Here is a 19,741-nt window from a genome sequence, read left to right on the forward strand (position 1 = left end):
GGCAAATACCTGGAGTGGAAATGAGCTACGAAGATCTGATGGCGCGAATAGCGCGGGAAATCCCGGCACTGGCGGGAAAACTGTCGGCACCGCGGGTAACCTATGTCAAATCTTTGAAAAAAGCATATATTACCTTTGAAAGCTCCGTACTGGCGGGAGAGAGGGAATTCCTGAAGCTGGAATCGATCCTGCGGGATCTGTTTCCCGGTCGTCCTTTGGCTGTACGGATCATTTCTCCCGGACTGAAATCCGCCTTTCTGGAGGATCCGTCCCCCTACCGGCAGGTACTGGATGATTTCCTGCGCAGGAATTATCCTATGGCCCGCGGCTGGATCGGAAAGATCGACTGGCGGATGGAGAAAAACCAGCTGACGGAAACAACGGATCTTCCCGGCGGAAACCGGGAGGAAGGTTTGCTGACCCTTGTTTTCCCGGATGATATCAGTCTGCAGGTGATGCGGAAAAGCGACGTTGCCGAACGGTTGTCAGTGGCGATCCGGGAGATCTTCGCGGCGAATCTCCGGGTGGAGATGACCGTGGAGGGAACGCGGGAAGAACGCCTGCGCCGGATGATTGAAGAGCGCCAGAACGTTGTGCTGACCGTGACGGCGGAAGAAATGGCGGAACGCTACGGAACCGGAATCGGAGGCGAGAAGGAAACAGCTCCGAAAAAACCGGCAGGTGAGAGAAAGCCGGCGGCAAAGACGGAGGGTGCCAAGGCAAAACCCGCTGCCCCGGCGGCTCCGGAACCGCCTGTTGGTAAGCCGATCATGGGCCGCAGCATTGCGGACAAGCCTGTTGAGATCAAAGAACTGACCGGTGAAAGCGGCCTGGTAGTGGTCCAGGGCGAAGTGTTCAAGCTGGAACAAAAAGAACTGAAGGGCGGCGAAATGCTGCTGGTGACCTTCGCGGTGACCGACTACACCAGTTCCGTGCTGTGCAAGATCTTTTTCCGTTACCGTGCCCGCTACATGAAGAAGGAAGAGGCGGAAGCAACGCCGATCACCGATGAGGAGCGCGCGGCAGTTAAGGAAAAGGTGGACCGGATCAAGGAAGGCATGTGTGTCCGGGTCCGGGGTGAATGCCTGTATGACAACTATGCCAGGGACCTGAGCATTTCGGTCCGTGACATGGTGGAGACAAAGAAAGAGGAGCGCGAGGATACCGCGGAAGAAAAGCGGGTTGAGCTCCATATGCATACCAACATGTCCACGATGGATGCCCTGACGCCGGTGGAGAAGCTGATCTCCCGGGCGGCAAAGTGGGGTCATCCGGCTGTGGCTGTGACGGATCACGGTGTCCTTCAGTCCTTCCCGGCGGCGTTCCGGGCGGCAAAGGGCAAGATCAAACTGATTCCGGGCTGCGAAGGCTACCTGATTGACGAAAAACCGATTGTGGAGGATCCGGACGAGCGGCCCTATGACGGCCCGATCGTTGTGCTGGACTTCGAAAGCACGGGTCTGAACACCGGCAAGGCGCGGATCATTGAGATTGGCGCTGTGAAACTGCAGGACGGTACGGTGATCGATAGTCTTGAGCAGCTGGTGGATCCCGGACAACCTGTGGGTCCGAAGATTACGGAGATCACCGGCATCAACGACGCGATGCTGGAGGGACAGCCGAAGGCAGAGGAAGCGCTGCCGAAACTGTTGGAGTTTATCGGCGATCTGCCGATCGCGGCGCATAACGCGCATTTTGACGCCAGCCTGCTGAAAGCGGAACTGAAACGCCTGGGGCTGACCTTTGACCATCCTGTGATGGATACCCTGAGCTATGCCCGGAAGCTTTATCCTGACCTGAAATCCTTCCGCCTGGCAGCCCTGTGCAAGCACCTGGGAGTGAGCCTGAAGAACGCGCACCGGGCGGTGCATGACGCGACCGCCACGGCCCTGTGCCTGAAACGCATGTTTGAGGACACCCGGGCCGCGCATCCGGGTGTTCAAAGCGAGAAGGAACTGAATGCCGCACTGACGAGTGGCGCCATCGGGGAAAGCTGGCATATCATCCTGCTGGCAAAGAACCGGACCGGCCTGGTGAACCTGAACCGGCTGGTTTCCATCGGGCACCTGGATTATTTCAAACGTGTACCCCATATGCCGCGGCATATGATACAGAAATACCGGGAAGGCCTGATCCTGGGAAGCGCCTGTGAAGCGGGCGAGCTGTTCCGGGCGGTGCTGAACCGGGAAGACCATGAACGGCTGAAACAAATCGCCTCCTTCTATGACTACCTGGAGGTCCAGCCCATCGGAAACAACGCCTTCCTGCTCCGGGAGGGACAGGTTTCCTCCGAGGAAGAGCTGCGGGACCTGAACCGGGAGATCATTAAGCTGGGTGAAGAACTGAATATTCCGGTTGTTGCAACGGGCGACGTGCATTTCCTGGATCCAAAGGACGCCATCGGCCGGGCGATCATCCAGGCGGGCATGAAATACGATGACGCGGACAACCAGCCCCCGCTGTATTTCAAGACAACCAATGAAATGCTGGAGGAATTCTCCTACCTGGGCCCGGAAAAGGCGAAGGAGATCGTTATTGACAATCCCCGGAAGATCGCGGAGCAGGTGGAGGAGATCAAGCTGTTCCCGAAGCATCCGAAGGGTGAGGATACTTTCCAGCCCTTCTGGGATGACGCGGAGGACATGATCCAGCAGATGACCTGGGATACGGCGGAGGAGCTGTACGGTTCGCCCCTGCCGGAGATCGTCGAGGCGCGGCTGAAGAAGGAACTGAAATCCATCGTGGGTTATGGCTACTGCACGCTGTATTCCATTGCCCAGAAGCTGGTTTCCCGCTCCCTGCAGGATGGCTACCTGGTCGGCAGCCGCGGCAGTGTCGGTTCCAGCCTGGTGGCCCGGATGTGCGGTATCACGGAAGTTAACGCGCTCCCGCCTCATTACCGCTGTACTCACTGCCACAAGGGCTTCTTCGACGTGGATAAGAGCCAGTATCATGTCGGTGTGGACCTTCCGGACAAGGACTGCCCGGACTGCGGAAAGCCCCTGACCAAGGACGGATTCGATATCCCCTTCGAAGTTTTCCTAGGCTTTGAGGGAGACAAGGTACCTGATATCGACCTGAACTTCTCCGGTGAATACCAGAACCGGGCGCACCACTATGTGGAAGAACTGTTCGGACATGACCACGTGTTCCGCGCGGGTACGATTTCCGGCCTGGCGGACAAAACAGCATATGGTTATGTGCTGAAATACCTGGAGGAACGCGGCATCCAGGCGGGCAACGCAGAAAAGGAACGGCTGGCCCTGACCTGTACAGGTGTCAAGCGGACCACCGGCCAGCACCCGGGCGGCATGGTTGTTGTGCCCCTGGAATATGAGATCTATGACTTTACCGCGGTACAGCATCCGGCGGATGACCTGGAAAGCGACTTCACCACGACGCACTTCGACTTTAACAGCATGCACGACATCCTGGTGAAGCTGGACTGCCTCGGTCATGATGACCCGACCATGCTGCATGAACTGGAGCTGCTGACGGGGATCAACTTCAAGGACGTTCCGCTGGACGATCAGGGGGTGCGGAGCCTGTTTGCTTCCCCCGAAGCGCTGGGCGTCACCACGGAGGACATCCTGTGCAACACCGGCACCTACGGCGTTCCGGAATTCGGTACAGGCTTTGTCCGGGGCATGCTGGAGGAAACCAAACCCCACACCATGGAGGAACTGCTGCGGATATCCGGTCTGAGCCATGGTACAGACGTGTGGCTGGGTAACGCCCAGGAGATCATCGCGTCCGGTACGGCAACGCTGAGCGAATGCGTCTGCTGCCGCGACGATATCATGAACTACCTGATCGACAAGGGCGTGAAGCCGAAGCTGGCCTTCACCACGATGGAAAGCGTCCGTAAGGGCAAGGGCCTGAAGCCGGAAATGGAACAGGCCATGCTGGACCAGAACGTTCCGGACTGGTTTATGGACAGCTGTAAGAAGATCAAATACATGTTCCCGAAGGGACACGCGGTGGCCTACGTGACCATGAGCCTGCGCGTTGCCTGGTTCAAGCTGCATGAACCCCTGGCTTACTATTGTGCCTATTTCACGGTCCGCGGCGACGGCTTTGATGCCTCCACAATGATCCTGCCGCCGGAAGATGCCCGGAAAAAGATCAAGGAAATCCGGAACATGGATTCACCGACAGCCCGGGACAAGGATACGGCAACGTGCCTGGAACTGGTGCTGGAAATGAATATGCGCGGAATCCGGTTCCTGCCGGTGGATCTGTACAAGAGCGATGTCAAGAAGTTCAGGATTGAAGACGGAAACATCCGCTGTCCGTTTATCAGCCTGCCGGGCCTGGGTGAAAGCGCCGCAATCCCGATCGCTGAAGCGCGGAAAGACGGACCATTTATCAGCATTGAAGACCTGCAGGTCCGCGGCAAAGTAGGTTCATCCGTAATTGAAATGCTGCGCACGCACGGCGCACTGCAGGGACTGAGCGAAACCAACCAGATCAGTATGTTCTGAACCAACGGTTCAGAACATACTGATCAATTCATAATTCACAATTCATAATTCTTAATGAATATGAATGGTTGAAAATGACTAAAAGGTTATATTTCAAGGGATTGAGCAGGAAAAAACGGCAGGAAAGGCGAAATGTATAAGATAACGGTTAAGGAGGGATGACAGGCATGTATCGCTCAATGAATCTGAAGGGCTTTGTGCTGATCCTGGCGGTTATGCTGGTTATTTTTCTTGTTTTTCACCTGACCATGAAAAGCGCCGTTGATGAGAAGGCGGAAAAGGCGCAGCTCCTGAAGATCCAGAAAACGAAGCTGGAAGAAGAATTTAAGAATCTGAACAATGAACTGAACATCATTGGTACAGATGACTATATCATGACCAGCGCGGTGAGGGATTACGCCTATGTCCAGAAGGACGCGATCCGCTTTGAATATACCAATCCGGAGGCGCTGTACGCCTATACGGAAGAGGAACTGCAGATTCTGATGGATGAAATGAACAACTGAGGAGGCACACCGTGAGAACTGCTGTGATCGGGATCGGATCCAATTCAGTGCGGAGCCTGCTGGCGGAGGTCAGCGGGACCGGATTCCAGCGTCTCAAGCGGGACCGTGAAGGAACACGCCTGTTTGCCGGCCTGGATGAGGCGGGCAACCTGGACCGGGACAGCATGGACAAAACCGTATCCGCGGTCCAGCGAATGGCACTGGACGCAAAGGGACTTGGCGCTGAAAAACTGGCCATCTTCGCGACCAGCGCTGCCCGGGACGCGGCTAACGGAGCCGAGTTCATGGCGGCGGTAGAGAAAGCCACGGGTATTCCGCTGCGGATCATCAGCGGAGAGGAAGAAGCGGAACTCAGTTTTCTAGGCGCGTCAGCGGCGGCATCCGCGGATCGCTGTGGGATGATCGATATCGGCGGCGGCAGCACAGAGATCGCTATCGGAACCCCGGCGGGCATTGAATGCGCGTTCTCCTGCCAGATGGGAGCGGTTCGGCTGTACCGGCGGCTGCGCCTGGAGCGCAAAGAAGACATGAGGCCGGTGGAAGTCGCGGCGGCGGAGATCCTGGATGAAAAACTGCGTGAGTTTCCGGGACTGGCCTTGCCGGAAAACTGGGTCGGCACCGGCGGAACCTTTACGACCCTGGCAGCAATGGCGCTGCAGCAGCCCTGGACAAACCGGACAAACGTACAGGGAACCGTGATCACCTGCGGCCAGATCCGGGAAATCGGTGAGAAACTGGCCGGGATGAACGTTGAGGAACGGAAACAGCTTCCGGGACTTCAGCCGAGCCGCGCGGACATTGTGGTGCACGGCATCTGCATCCTGCTGGGTGTCATGGGACGGCTCGGGATGGATCAGATCACCGTCAGCGAGTGGGGAAACCTGGACGGGTATATTACAAAGAATTACTGCCGTAATTCTTTGTAATGAAAACTGAAAAATGAAGACATAAAACTTAAAAATGTCATAGTGTTGAACGGGAGAAAGAAATGCTTGAGTTAAGGAATGTTTCCTTCCTGGTGGACGCGGAGGGAAAGGATAAAGAGATCATCCGGAATGTCAGCCTGACGGTACCGGACCGGAAACTGGTTGTTGTGACCGGACCGAACGGAGGCGGCAAATCCACCCTGGCGAAGCTGATCGCCGGCATTGAAAAGCCCACTGGCGGGCATATTTTTTTCAACGGGGAAGATATTACGGAACTGGGAATTACGGAACGGGCGCAGAAAGGCATTGCCTATGCCTTCCAGCAGCCGGTACGCTTTAAGGGCATCCGGGTCCTGGACCTGATCCGCATTGCGGCCGGAAAGACCCTTTCCATATCCGATGCCTGCGAATACCTGTCCTCTGTGGGCCTGTGCGCCCGGGATTATGTGGACCGGGAAGTGAACGCCAGCCTGTCCGGCGGCGAACTGAAACGGATTGAAATTGCCACGGTGCTGGCCAGGAAGGCCGTGCTGTCGGTGTTTGACGAACCGGAAGCGGGTATTGACCTGTGGAGCTTCCGGAATTTGACGGAGGTCTTCCAGCGGATGCGGGAGGATATCCGGGACAGCTCCATCCTGATCATTTCCCATCAGGAACGGATCCTGGAGATCGCGGACGAGATCATTGTGCTGAAGGACGGCCAGGTGGAGAAACAGGGAGCGCGGGATGAGGTTTTCCCGCACCTGATGATTAATGAAAAGGCAGCTTTGTGCGAAGGTCCGTTCAAGGCACCGGTAAAGGGGGAGACGGAATGCTGAAGCTGGACGAGATTCAGAAGCGGCTGCTTCGCGAGGTGGCAGACCTGCATGAAATACCGGAAGGCGCGTATAATATCCGCTCCAACAGCGCTTCCGCGGGCCGGCAGTCAACTGCCAATATTGAGATCACTTCCAAGGAAGACGTCAGCGGCCTGGAAATCCGGATCAAACCCGGAACGAAAAACGAGAGCGTGCATATTCCCGTGGTGATGACCCAGAGCGGACTGAAGGAAGTGGTCTATAACGACTTCTTCATCGGTGAAGGCGCGGACGTGGTGATCATCGCGGGCTGCGGCATTGACAACTGCGGCAACCAGGATTCCCAGCATGACGGTATTCACCGCTTCTTTGTCGGGAAGAACGCCCGGATCCGGTATGTGGAAAAGCATTACGGTTCCGGAGACGGCAGCGGGAAGCGGATCCTGAATCCGGGTACGGAAGTATACATGGAAGAGGGAAGCTACGCCGAGATGGAAATGGTCCAGATCAAAGGCGTGGATGATACGGTGCGCACAACGACGGCGGAACTGGCAGCCGGATCCAAACTGGTGGTCCGGGAACGGCTGATGACCCACGGGGAACAGAGGGCGATCAGCAACTATGTGGTGAACCTGAACGGGGAAGGTGCCAGCGCGGACGTGGTTTCCCGCTCGGTAGCCCGGGATCATTCCTTCCAGAAGTTTGACGCGAAGATCGTCGGCAATGCTGCCTGCCACGGGCATACGGAATGCGATTCCATCATAATGGATGAGGGCCGGATCCTGGCAGTACCTGCCCTGGAGGCCAACAACGTGGACGCAGAGCTGGTGCATGAGGCGGCCATTGGCAAGATTGCCGGGGAACAGCTGATCAAGCTGATGAGCCTGGGACTGACCGCAGCGGAAGCCGAGGAACAGATTATTAACGGATTCCTGCAGTGAAGTTAATCCCTGTTCTGCATAAGCAGAACAGGGATTAAATGAATTATTTTCCTTCGGAAAATATGAATTATCGGGCGTACCGCCCGATGTGAAATATCTGCCTTTGGCAGATGTGAATTATTCGCCGCAAAGCGGCGAATGTGATAGTTACTGAATGACAAAAAGACAGCAGAGCGAATGCTCTGCTGTCTTTACATTTGATTGTGCTGTTAAACCTGGGGCTTGGTGCCGATGAAGCACAGCGCGATGGTTCCGGGGCCGGCATGGGCACCGATGACCGGGCCGACATTCTCGATCAGCACATTGGCACCGGGAAGCTTCTGCTCGATCAGGGTTTTGACGCGTTCGGCATCTTCGAGGCAGTCCGCATTCAGGACGATGATGGGGCTTTCTTCCGGATCGGGAGCGAACTCCAGCATCTTGTCCACGATGAAGGCGATGGCCTTTTTACGGCCGCGGATCTTGTCGTTGGCGGACAGGGTGCCGTCAACAGCTTCGGAAATAATGGGTTTCAGGTCCAGCATGGTGCCGACGGTGGCGGCTGTGGCGGAGATCCGTCCGCCGCGCTTGAGGTATTTCAGGTCGTCCACGATAAAGTACGCCTGGGCACGGAGCTTGTTCTCCTCCAGCCAGGAGGCGACTTCCTCAATGGATTTTCCGGCACGGTACATCTCATGGGCTTTCAGGACCAGCAGAGTCATGGGACCGGAAATCCGCAGGGTATCCACAACGATGAACTTCCGTTCCGGATACTGCTCGAGCAGCTTTTCACGGGCACTGTAAACCGCCTGCAGGGTGCAGCTGAGCTTGCTGGAGAAAGCAACAAAGAGCAGATCCTTTTCCTTCAGGATCGGCTCGAAATAATCCATATAAGCCGCTTCGTTCAGGGCGGAGGTGACAGGAACGGCGCCGTTGCGCATGGCGGTGAAATAACTTTTGTGATCAAGCATCTGGCCAAGATCATCAAAGTATTCTTTGCCATCCAGGGCATAGGGCATGTAGACGACCGGAATGTCGTACTGCTCCTTCAGGTGAAACGGCAGGTCGCTGTCGCTGTCTGTCATAAAAACGTATGTCTGTTCCATGGCGGTGCCTCCTTCAAGGGATAAGTATGATGATGACGTATAACAAAATTATTCTATAGCAGGAACTGGAAAAAAGCAAGTACAGCCGTTGAAACAGAAAAGCCGGGCAGTTTGTCACTGCCCGGCCTGGAGCGCCTGGTAATTATTTGATCTGGGTTTCGGAACCGCGGGGCTGGCCATAGGCTTCCGCAGTGACCTTGCCCTGGAGCACTTCAGCGACGTAAGCCATAACCGCTTCGTCCATCGGGATACCGGTGTCGAAGCTGGCGCTGGAACGGGCAAATACATTGTAGGTATCGCCGCCGGCAGCGCAGAAGTTGTTGGTCACAACCGCATAGGTGGCTTCCGGATTGAAGGGCTCACCGTTGATCTTGGTGATGGTGACACGGTTGATGGAAGCGGGAGCAAAGTAGCTGCTTTCCTTGCCGTCAAGCGTGTATACATTTCCCTGGTCGAAGGCTTTGGTGGTGTCGAGGGTCCACTCGATACCGGAGGTCTGGGGATAACCGCCGATCGCGTCAGGTGTGCAGAAGGTGGAAGCTTCGAGAGCTTCAAGCAATTCGGCACCGGTGACATAAACCACGGCAACGGTGTTGCCAAAGGGCAGCACGGTGTTGATATCCTTCTTGGTGATATCGCCCGCCGCGATGGCAGCACGGATGCCGCCGCCGTTGGTGATACCAACAACCGCATTGGGTTCAACCTGTTCAATGCCGCCTTCCTTCACAACAGACCAGACCATGGCGTCGGTGATCAGGTCGCCCAGGTTGGTTTCTTCAGTACGGTTTCCGGGAGCTTTATCACCGTTGAGCAGGACATCGGTGGCAGCGAATACAGTGTTGTATTCCTCATCTACTTTAGCGGTGATCTCCTGGGCAGCAGCCAGGACTGTCTGGTCAATGTACTTAAAGCTGTACAGCTTGGAACCGATGTAGGTCGGGATCAGGAAATTGCTTTCGATTCCCTTGGATTCGTTGTCAATGACCACGACGCCGATGTTGGCGAACTTGGTGCCGGTGGACTGGATGGACTGGCCGTCCTGGCCGGCGGTCATGACGGTGTGGCTGTGGCCGTCGAGTACCATATCGATGCCGGTCACCCTGGCCAGCGCGTCAACGGAACGGTAGCCGTTTACCTTGGATTCAGCGTCAACACCCAGGTGGAACAGACCGATCACGAGGTCCGCGTCAGCACGGATCGCATCCACGGCATTCTGGGTGGTTTCATAAAGCTTGTCAAAGGCGGCAAAGGTGATCATGTTGATCAGACCGGGATTGACCTTGGTGACGGTTTCGGGAGTCTCCACGCCGACGAAGCCGATCTTCAGGCCGCTTTCAGTGGTGATGATGGTGGAAGCGGGGAGGATGGTCTCACCGGTCTCATCCAGCGTGACGCTGGCGCAGATCACCGGGAAGCTGGCTTTGGACAGGTTTTCCATCAGCTGGGCATAACCGAAGTCGAATTCGTGGTTGCCCAGGGTGACGACGGAGTAGCCGGCGGCATTCATCATGTCAATGGCGGAAGCGCCCTTGCTGGAACTGACATAAACGGTGCCCTGGCTGAAGTCGCCGGAGTCGGCCAGGATCACTTCAGCGCCCAGGGATTTGAAGTAATCGCGCAGGCCGGCGATATAGGCATAACCGTCGATCTGACCGTGTACGTCGTTGGAATGCAGGATGACGGTCTTGCCGGTGTAGTCCTTGGCCAGTTCATACTGGATGTTCGCTTTCGCGGCGTAATCCGCGGAAGACCAGTCAGCTTCCTCCGCAAAGCCGGCGCAGCAACCCAGCAGAAGACACAGGGACAACAGAATACCAAGAAGTTTCCTCATGCAAAATACCCTCCTTAGATGCATGGTTGATATGAATATGTAGGTCTTCGAAAAGTATAGCAAAGGAACCAGGGAAAATCAATGACCCGGGGAAAAACATTTTTCTCCGAAAACACACAAAGAATATCCGTTTTGTCCATATAAGAGGCCCTTGTTTGAAAGCCCTTGATTTTCCTTGCTTTCCGGACGAATATTCCTTTTTGTACACCGGATGGAGAGATGTATGAATCCTTGACGAAAAGCCGTTTTGTAGTGTAAATTAGTATTAGAAATTCCATGTCGGAGGGCAGGAAAATGGCACAGTTGAATTACAGGGTCCTGGAACAGTCCGGATATGACGGATTTATCCTGAAAAACGCGCCGGAAAAGGTGATGCAGTTCGGTGAAGGAAACTTCCTGCGCGCTTTTGCGGACAACTTTTTTGACATTGCGAATGAAAAAGCGGGATTTAACGGCAAGGTGGCGCTTATACAGCCCATCGCCCAGGGACTGACTGACCTGATCAACAAACAGGAAGGCCTTTATACGCTGTATCTGCGCGGCAGCGACAAGGGTGTGAAGGTAGATGAAAAACGGGTCATTTCCGCGGTAAGCCGTTGTATCAATCCCTACGGAGACTGGGATAAAGTGCTTGAACTGGCCCGGAGCGCGGACCTGGAGATTGTTGTATCCAATACAACGGAAGCGGGCATTGTCCATGATACGGAGAGCGCCTTTGACCAGGAACCGCCGGTCAGTTTCCCGGCGAAGCTGACCCGTGTGCTGTATGAAAGGTATACGGCGGGACAAAAAGGAGTTGTGGTGCTCAGCTGTGAACTGATCGACAACAACGGCAGGGAACTGCAGAAATGCGTGAATCAGTACATAGATGACTGGAAGCTGGACAGCGGTTTCCGCACCTGGGTAAATGAGGAAAACCTGTTCTGCTCCACACTGGTGGACCGGATCGTTCCGGGACGGATCCGTGATCCGAAGGAAGCGGAGGCGCTGGCTGCTGCCAATGGATACGAGGATCCGCTGACGGATGTGGGAGAGTTTTTCGGCATCTGGGTCATCGAAGGTCCGCAGGAACTGGAAGAGCGGCTTCCTTTCAGGAAGGCCGGCGTTCCTGTGATCGTGGTACCGGACGTGACACCGTACAAGAAACGGAAAGTCCGTATCCTGAACGGCGCGCACACAGGATTTGTGCCCGGCGCTTACCTGGCCGGATATGATATTGTTCGGGACTGCATGCATGATGAAACCATACTGGGATATATGAACCGGATGCTCTATGACGAAGTGATCCCCACCCTTCCGCTGGAGAAGAAAGACCTGGAGGATTTTGCCCGGGCGGTACAGGACCGGTTTAACAATCCCTTTGTCAACCATGAGCTGATGAGTATCAGCCTGAACAGTACCAGCAAGTGGCGGGCACGGAATATGCCATCCTTCCTGGACTATGTACAGGGAAAGGGGACACTGCCGCCCTGCCTGACCACCAGCTTTGCCGCCTATGTGGCGTTTTATTCCAGCGAATCGCAGGCTCTGACGGAACAGGGGCTTATCTGCCGCCGGCCGAAGGGAAATGAGTACACGGTGAATGATGACCGGTCTGTGCTGGAGTTCTACTGGCAGCACAGGAATGACAGCCCTGAGGAGCTGATTCATGCCGTGATGACAAATGAAGACATGTGGGGAACAGACCTGACGAAAGTGAACGGGTTTGAGGCTGCGGCGGCCGGAATCCTGAAAACCATCCGCACGGAGGGCGCCCTGAAGGCGTTTGAAAACTGCCTGGCCTGACGGGAGGAAGAACATGAACGAAATGGTGCGCATCAATCCCGCGGATACGGTGGCGGTGGCACTGGCACCCCTGGAAGCCGGGAAAACGGTCTCTTTCGGGGATGGAACGGTCACCCTGCGGGATGACCTGCCCATGGGCCATAAGGCTGCCCTGCGGGATATCCGAAAAGGAGAAGCAGTCATCAAGTACGGCTATCCGATCGGGGAAGCGACAGAGGATATCCCGGTCGGCGGACATGTACATGTCCACAACCTGCATACTCTGCTGTCCGGGGAAAAGGAATATGAGTGGCATCCTGTGTATCCGACACAGGAGGAGAAATGCCGTCCGGCAGCCTTTATGGGCTATCCGCGGAAGGCGGGCCGGCCCGGAGTGCGGAACGAGTTGTGGATTCTGCCGACTGTGGGCTGCGTGAACGACGCGGCAAAGGCACTTGCCCGGGAAGCACAGGCGCTGGCGGGCGGCGCGGTGGAGGGAATATACGCGTTCCCGCATCCTTACGGCTGCAGTCAGCTGGGGGATGACCAGGAGAACACCCGTAAAGCACTGGCCGCACTGGCAACGCATCCCAACGCCGGCGGTGTTCTGCTGCTGGGACTGGGATGTGAGAACAGCGGCATAGAACAGATCCGGCCCTATATGGGCAGCTTTGATGAAAGCCGGGTTCGTTTCCTGGTCTGCCAGGAGTGCGGGGACGAGCAGGAAGAGGGAATGCGGCTGCTGGAAGAACTGGCGCAGCGTATGCGGCAGGACGAACGGGTCCCCTGTACTGCTGATCAGCTGACGGTGGGACTCAAGTGCGGCGGTTCCGACGGGCTTTCAGGCATTACGGCGAATCCGGTGATCGGGGTGTTCAGCGATCTGCTGACAGCTATGGGCGGCTCAACGATCCTGACGGAAGTGCCGGAAATGTTCGGTGCGGAAACGATCCTGATGGACCGCTGCGAGAACGAGGAGCTGTTCCGGAAGACTGTGGATCTGATCAACGGGTTCAAGGCGTATTTCGAGAGCTATCATATGCCGGTGTATGAAAACCCGTCTCCCGGCAACAAGGCCGGCGGTATTACAACACTCGAGGACAAGGCGCTGGGCTGCACCCAGAAGAGCGGACACTCCGCAGTGAAGGGTGTGCTGGCTTACGGAGAGAGGGCGGAAGCAGCGGGGCTGAACCTGCTGTCCGCTCCGGGAAATGACCTGGTTGCGTCCACCGCGCTGGCGGTTTCCGGCGCACAGCTGGTGCTTTTTTCCACCGGAAGGGGAACACCCTTCGGATGCCCGGTACCAACGGTGAAGATTGCTTCCAATACACCGCTGGCGGAAAAGAAACGGAACTGGATCGACTTTGATGCCGGAAGGCTGCTGGCAGGCAGGACGATGAAGGAAATGGGAGAAGAACTGCTGGACCTGGTGCTGCGGACTGCTTCCGGGGAACAGACCCGCGGTGAACGGAACGGATTCCATGATATGGCCATTTTCAAACAGGGTGTTACGCTGTGATGAATAAATACAATGAACTGTGGAGGACAGGAAAATGACGGATATGATGAAAAAACTGCAGGGAATCGGCATTGTGCCGGTGGTGGTACTGGAAAACGCGGATGACGCGGTTCCGCTGGCTGAACGGCTGATGGCCGGCGGACTGCCCTGCGCGGAAGTGACCTTCCGGACCGCGGCGGCGGAGGAATCGATCCGCCGGATGGCCAAGGCTTTTCCGGAAATGATCATCGGCGCGGGAACCGTGCTGACAACAGAGCAGGCGGATCGGGCTATCGACGCCGGTGCGACATTTATTGTCAGCCCCGGCTTTAATCCGAAGGTGACAGAGCATGTGCTGAAGAAGGGCGTTCCCATGACACCCGGCGTATGCACCCCGACGGAGATCGAAGCGGCGCTGCAGTTTGACCTGGATGTGCTGAAGTTCTTCCCTGCGGAACCGGCCGGCGGCCTGAAGATGATCAAAGCCCTGGCGGCACCGTATGTGGGCCTTCACTTTATGCCCACCGGCGGCATCAACGCGGCAAATGTCCGGGATTACCTGGCCTATGACAGGATTGTGGCCTGCGGCGGAAGCTGGATGGTCAGCGGAAAGCTGGTCAAAGAAGGCAAGTTTGATGAAATTGAGAAACTGGTGCGGGAAGCCGCAGATATTGTTAAGGAAATCAGGGGGTAAGAAAAATGGAACTGAATCTGAAAGCCGCCGAAGAGTGCCGTTATGACGCGGTATCCCTGGGTGAGATCATGCTGCGCCTGGATCCCGGTGAAGGCCGGATCCGTACCGCACGGGAATTTAAAGTGTGGGAAGGCGGCGGCGAATACAACGTGGTTCGGGGGCTGCACAAGTGCTTCGGCCTGAGGACCGGTGTCATGACTGCCTTTGCGGATAACGAGGTCGGCAAGCTGATGAAGGACCTGATCGAGCAGGGCGGCGTGGACACCAGCCTGATCTGCTGGAAAAAGACAGACGGTATCGGCAGGGTCTGCCGGAACGGCCTGAATTTCACCGAGCGCGGCTTTGGTATCCGGGGAGCGGTAGGCTGCTCCGACCGTGCCAACACCGCTATTTCCAAAGCTACCCCTGATGACTTTGACTTTGACTACATCTTCGGTAAACTCGGCGTACGGTGGCTGCATACAGGCGGCATTTACGCGGCACTGTCCGAGCAGAGCTGTGAGACAGTCATTGCCGCCTGCAAGGCTGCAAAGAAATACGGCACGCTGGTCTCCTATGACCTGAATTACCGTCCCTCCATGTGGTCAGCCATCGGCGGCCTGGAGAAGGCCCGTGAAGTCAACCGGGAGGTTGCCGGGTATGTGGATGTGATGATCGGCAATGAAGAAGACTTTACAGCGTGCCTGGGTCTGCAGGTGGAAGGCAATGACGAAAACCTGAAGGAGCTGAACCTGGACGGATACTATAAAATGATCGCGGAAGCTGCGAAGCAGTATCCCAACTTCAAGGCGATCGCCACTACACTGCGCACGGTCCGTACAGCGACAGTGAATGACTGGAAAGCCATCTGCTGGGCGGATGGGAAAGTATATATGTCTAAGGCTTTTGACGGACTGGAGATCCTGGACCGTGTCGGCGGCGGCGATTCCTTTGCTTCCGGTCTGATCTACGGCCTGATGACCACCGGCGATCCGGAACAGGCTGTGAACTACGGTGCCGCCCACGGCGCACTGGCCATGACCACGCCCGGGGATACCAGCATGGCCAGCAAGGAAGAAGTCGAATCCATTATCAGGAATGGCAGCGCCCGTGTGAAACGGTAATCGGTTTCTGTTCGGAAGATTACAGAAACAGGCACTATATAAAAATCTGAGCAAGGGGAAGGAAGAGAGATTATGGGAGCATTTATGGACCGGGATTTCCTGCTGAACACGGAAGCGGCGAAAAAGCTTTACCACGAAGCGGCGGATGGGATGCCGATTATTGATTACCACTGTCACCTGAGCCCGAAGGAAATCTGGGAGGATATCCGGTACGAAAATATCACCCAGGTGTGGCTGGGCGGCGATCACTATAAGTGGCGTCTGATGCGGTCTGCGGGAGTGCCGGAGAAATATGTTACCGGCAATGCCCCGGACCGGGAAAAGTTCGAGAAATACGCTGAGGTTCTTGGAAAAGCGGTCGGCAATCCCCTGCATCACTGGAGTCATCTGGAGCTTCGGCGCTTCTTCGGCTATGAGGGGATCCTGAACAGGGAAACAGCCGGAGAAGTGTGGGATCTGGCTAACGCGAAACTGCAGGAAGAAGGTTATTCCGCCCGCGGACTCATCATAAGGAGCAATGTAAAAATCATCTGCACAACGGATGATCCGGTGGACAGCCTGGAATGGCATGAAAAGCTGGCCGCGGATAAATCCTTCCCTGTGACGGTGCTGCCTGCCTGGCGACCGGACAAAGCCATGAACCTGGAAAAGCCGGATTATCCGGAATATATAGCCCGGCTGGAAAAAACGGCGGGAATGAAGGTGAACAGCTTTGCGGATCTGAAGAAGGCCCTGCATGTGCGTCTGGACTTCTTCGCTGACCATGGATGCAAACTGAGTGACCACGGACTGAACTATGTGATGTTCGCCCCGGCGGCGGAGGATGAGATCGAGGCGATCTTTGCTGAACGGATGAACGGCATCCTGCCTGACGCGGAAAAGGAAGCCAAATTCAAGTATGCCTTCATGGCGGCTATGGCAGCGGAATACAGTGAACGGAACTGGGTGATGCAGCTGCACTACGGCTGCCGCCGCGACAATAATCCGGTAACTTTTCGCGCAATGGGACCGGATACCGGTTTTGACTGCGTGGACAATTCCGCTCCCAGCGGGCAGACCGCCGCGTTTCTCGGAGCACTGGAGGAAGCCGGAAGCCTGCCGAAAACAATCCTTTACAGCCTGAATACCAATGACAATGCCGCTATTGACACCATCCTGGGCTGCTTCCAGAATGATACCGCGATCGGACGGATCCAGCATGGTTCCGCCTGGTGGTTTAATGACCACTTTGACGGTATGGTTGAGCAGATGAAGAGCCTGGCTTCCCTGGGCTACCTGGCCGGCTTTGTGGGGATGCTGACAGACAGCCGGAGCTTCCTGAGCTATCCGCGGCATGAGTATTTCCGCCGCATCCTGTGCAGGATCCTCGGCGAGTGGGTTGAGGAAGGATTCTATCCGGAGGATTATGACACACTGAAGGAGATCGTGGCGGATATCAGCTATAATAATGCCAAACGTTACTTCAGTTTTGAAGAGAAAAAGATCTGAGCATGACAGACGAACGGCGCCGGGATGATGACCCGGCGCCGTTTTTGTATTACAAATCATAATCCACCCGGCTGCTGTCCAGGGCGGGGACAGGCCTGCGGGGCCGGGATTCCAGGTAATCCCGCGGTGCAGTGCCGTATTTTTTCCGGAACATCTTGGAGAAATACAGGGGATCATGGAAACCGCAAAGCGCCGCGATGTCCGCGATGGTACGGGTGCCGGCACTGGCATCCCCGGCCAGGAGTTCCGCCGCCATTTTCAGCCTCTTGTCCACTAGGTACCGGTGGGGCGTAACGCCCAATTCCTTCTGGAACAGTTTACGCAGGTAATCGTAGCTGAAGGGCAGGGAATGAAGATAGGTATCCAGTTCATAGGCGCTGTCCGCATAATTGGAGATGATGTTGTTTTCAATCTGCGCCACGATGGGCGTCAGAACGGTTCCGGTCCGGTAGGCGGCAAGATAGCAGACGATCAGGTCGCCGTAGATGAACAGCAGGCGGGAAGATTCCTTCCGGTCGGAATAGAAATGGAAGGAGGCTGCACTGAAAGCATCCAGCAGGAAATGGTTGGGATCATCGGAGACGACCAGGGGGGCGGAAAAGGAAAGAGCCGGGGACACCATGTTGATATGGATGTTCTGGAAGCCGTCCGTGCAGGCGTTGGCATGTGGTGTCATAGGCGGAATGATGACAACGTCTCCTTCTTTATAATCCAGGCTCCTGTTGTCAAACAGGAAGGTGCCCGAACCCTGGGTGCAGTAAACAAACTCCCAGCTTTCATGGGCGTGCCGGGAAACGGTATAGACGGCGGTATGCCTGCCGACGTAGGTAATATCATTCATGCCGGGGTCCTCCGATCAGGATAGGCTGATGATGCACACGATTTTGGTTGATTGTAACACGGGGGGTTCTGAAAGACAAGCAGGCGAAAACTGTCAGCAGGCACAGAAAAAGGGAAGCACGGGTTTGCCGTGCTTCCCGGATACTGCTTCTGTCAGCAGCAGAGATATTTCTGCAGGGTGTTCCGTACAGCTCCGGGACCGCGGATCTCCTCCAGGAAGAAAGAGGTGATCCGTTCGCCCAGCGGGCAGGCGGTGAGATCGCTTCCGAAGATCACCGGGTTGGAGAGGATGGCCTGCAGCTTGTCACCGCAGGTTTCCTGACGGCCCAACTCGATACCGGTAAGCTGTGCCCGAAGATCTTCCAGCAGCGGGTCGGAGGACAGCTGCATGGGAGCGCCTTTGTCATCCACACCCAGCAGGTAACGCAGCCAGCCCGCTATGGCAAGGGGCAGCGCGACCAGCTGATCCATGGAACGGCCTTCGGCCAGATAGCTGCGGATGGTCTCGCCGAAGCGGATACCGACTTTCTGGGAGGTATCCGTGGCGATGCGCTGGGGTGCGTCCGGCATAAAGGGATTGGGAAGACGCTCCTCCATAACTTCGTCAATGAAGGCTTTGGGACTGAGAATGCCGGGATCTGTTACAACCGGCAGCCCTTCCTGATAGCCCAGACGCCGGATCAGCTTCACCAGGTCCGCGTCTTTCATCTCGTCACGGATGAGGGTATAGCCCAGCAGGCAGCCGTAGACCGCCAGCGCGGTATGCAGCGGGTTCAAGCAGGTGGTTACTTTCATCCGCTCCGTCTTGTTGACGGTATCCCGGTCGGTAAAATAAACTCCTGCTTTTTCCAGGGGCGGGCGTCCGTTGGGAAACTTATCCTCCACCACCAGGTACTGAGCCTTTTCGGCATTGACAAAAGGCGCCACAAAGGTGCCGCGGGGCGTTTCCAGGGGAGCCATATCCTCAATCCCGGCTTCCTCCAGCATCCGCTGGACTTCCGGTGCCGGCCGGGGGGTGATCTTGTCGATCATGCTCCAGGGGAAGGATACCTGCGATTCATCGGTGAGCCAGGAAACAAAGCCGTCCGGTACGAAGCCGTTCGCGTTCCATGCCCGGGCAACCTCCAGGATGCTGCTTTGCAGCTTTTCGCCGTTATGGCTGCAGTTGTCCATGCTGACAACCGCCAGCGGAGCCTTGCCTGCCTGATAACGGTGGAAGAGCAGGGCGGTTACGATGGTCATGGCGTGACGGGCCTGCTCCGGACCGTTTGCCAGGTCTTCAGACACCACCTTCAGGTACTGGCCGTCAATACCACGCAGTGCGTACCCTTTTTCGGTGATCGTGAAACTGATCATCTGCAGCGAAGGGGCTGCGAAAGCCCGGAGCAGACGTTCGTAATCCGCTTTTTCGCCGGGCTGGGCGACAACGGCTTCCGAAACGGAAGCGATAATCTCTTTGTCAATGGTGGCATCCGCGTTCAGCGTGACACTCATGGTCAGATTGTCATATCCGCCGTAGATCATGCGGATGTTGTCCACATCGAAGGTGTCGGCGGCGATGATGCCCCGGTCAGACAGGCCTTCATCCAGGAGCCGCTGCTGCAGCGCCGCAATGAACGCGCGGAAGATGTTTCCGGCACCGAAATGCACCCAGAGGGGCTTTTCGTCCGTTTTTTTCCGCATAAGATCAATGTCATAAGCCGGCAGTTTCACGCCAGCCTTTTCCCAGCCGGCACGATCCTTCAGTGCCTCCAGATTTACTTTCATATTCATCCCTCGTCCTT

The 19,741-nt window shown here is 56.2% G+C and carries 14 protein-coding genes; 10 read left to right on the top strand and 4 right to left on the bottom strand.

Features of this window, described 5'->3' with window-relative positions; translation table 11 throughout:
* The first annotated feature begins 20 nt into the window (after positions 1-20).
* The 5 genes from JYE50_RS13970 to JYE50_RS13990 all read left to right on the top strand — a co-directional run bounded on the left by JYE50_RS13970 (position 21) and on the right by JYE50_RS13990 (position 7,654).
* Complete coding sequence (locus JYE50_RS13970; protein WP_084096204.1) at positions 21-4,484, top strand: PolC-type DNA polymerase III; 4,464 nt, start codon at positions 21-23, stop codon at positions 4,482-4,484.
* A gap of 167 nt (positions 4,485-4,651) precedes the next feature.
* A complete protein-coding gene (locus JYE50_RS13975; protein WP_084096205.1) occupies positions 4,652-4,990 on the top strand; it encodes a hypothetical protein in 339 nt (112 codons plus the stop codon).
* An 11-nt stretch (positions 4,991-5,001) separates the two neighbouring features.
* Positions 5,002-5,916 carry a Ppx/GppA phosphatase family protein gene (locus JYE50_RS13980; RefSeq protein WP_179138359.1) on the top strand — a complete coding sequence of 305 codons (915 nt, stop codon included), beginning with the start codon at positions 5,002-5,004 and terminating at the stop codon, positions 5,914-5,916.
* 62 nt (positions 5,917-5,978) lie between these two features.
* Positions 5,979-6,734, top strand: coding sequence for an ABC transporter ATP-binding protein (locus JYE50_RS13985; RefSeq protein ID WP_084096207.1), 756 nt, complete (start codon positions 5,979-5,981; stop codon positions 6,732-6,734).
* Positions 6,728-7,654 (top strand): SufB/SufD family protein, encoded by a 927-nt coding sequence (locus JYE50_RS13990; protein ID WP_084096208.1) that lies wholly within the window; start codon positions 6,728-6,730, stop codon positions 7,652-7,654. Before JYE50_RS13985 ends, JYE50_RS13990 begins: the two co-directional genes overlap by 7 nt.
* Positions 7,655-7,863: 209 nt before the next feature.
* Here the strand turns inward: JYE50_RS13990 and JYE50_RS13995 are convergent, their stop codons facing one another.
* Entirely contained in the window at positions 7,864-8,739 is an 876-nt protein-coding gene (locus JYE50_RS13995) for a DegV family protein (protein WP_084096209.1), read from the bottom strand.
* A gap of 142 nt (positions 8,740-8,881) precedes the next feature.
* Positions 8,882-10,570 (bottom strand): bifunctional metallophosphatase/5'-nucleotidase, encoded by a 1,689-nt coding sequence (locus tag JYE50_RS14000; RefSeq protein ID WP_084096210.1) that lies wholly within the window; start codon positions 10,568-10,570, stop codon positions 8,882-8,884.
* Between the two features lie 294 nt (positions 10,571-10,864).
* Between JYE50_RS14000 and JYE50_RS14005 the strand changes: the two genes are divergently transcribed.
* From JYE50_RS14005 to uxaC, 5 genes are all read left to right on the top strand, one after another.
* On the top strand, positions 10,865-12,355 hold the full coding sequence (locus JYE50_RS14005; protein ID WP_084096211.1) for a tagaturonate reductase: 1,491 nt from the start codon (positions 10,865-10,867) through the stop codon (positions 12,353-12,355).
* Positions 12,356-12,368: 13 nt separating this feature from the next.
* Entirely contained in the window at positions 12,369-13,853 is a 1,485-nt protein-coding gene (locus tag JYE50_RS14010; RefSeq protein ID WP_084096212.1) for a UxaA family hydrolase, read from the top strand.
* 34 nt (positions 13,854-13,887) lie between these two features.
* Positions 13,888-14,526: a bifunctional 4-hydroxy-2-oxoglutarate aldolase/2-dehydro-3-deoxy-phosphogluconate aldolase gene (locus JYE50_RS14015; RefSeq protein ID WP_084096213.1), complete on the top strand. Its 639-nt coding sequence runs from the start codon at positions 13,888-13,890 to the stop codon at positions 14,524-14,526.
* A 5-nt stretch (positions 14,527-14,531) separates the two neighbouring features.
* On the top strand, positions 14,532-15,629 hold the full coding sequence (locus JYE50_RS14020; RefSeq protein ID WP_084096214.1) for a sugar kinase: 1,098 nt from the start codon (positions 14,532-14,534) through the stop codon (positions 15,627-15,629).
* Between the two features lie 72 nt (positions 15,630-15,701).
* Complete coding sequence (gene uxaC, locus JYE50_RS14025; protein ID WP_084096215.1) at positions 15,702-17,117, top strand: glucuronate isomerase; 1,416 nt, start codon at positions 15,702-15,704, stop codon at positions 17,115-17,117.
* A gap of 49 nt (positions 17,118-17,166) precedes the next feature.
* Here uxaC and JYE50_RS14030 read toward each other — a convergent pair whose 3' ends face one another.
* Entirely contained in the window at positions 17,167-17,958 is a 792-nt protein-coding gene (locus JYE50_RS14030; protein ID WP_084096216.1) for a helix-turn-helix transcriptional regulator, read from the bottom strand.
* A gap of 152 nt (positions 17,959-18,110) precedes the next feature.
* Positions 18,111-19,724 (bottom strand): mannitol dehydrogenase family protein, encoded by a 1,614-nt coding sequence (locus tag JYE50_RS14035; protein ID WP_084096253.1) that lies wholly within the window; start codon positions 19,722-19,724, stop codon positions 18,111-18,113.
* Positions 19,725-19,741 lie beyond the last annotated feature (17 nt).

This window comes from Aristaeella lactis (assembly GCF_018118585.1).
Classification (GTDB): Bacteria; Bacillota; Clostridia; order Christensenellales; family Aristaeellaceae; genus Aristaeella; species Aristaeella lactis.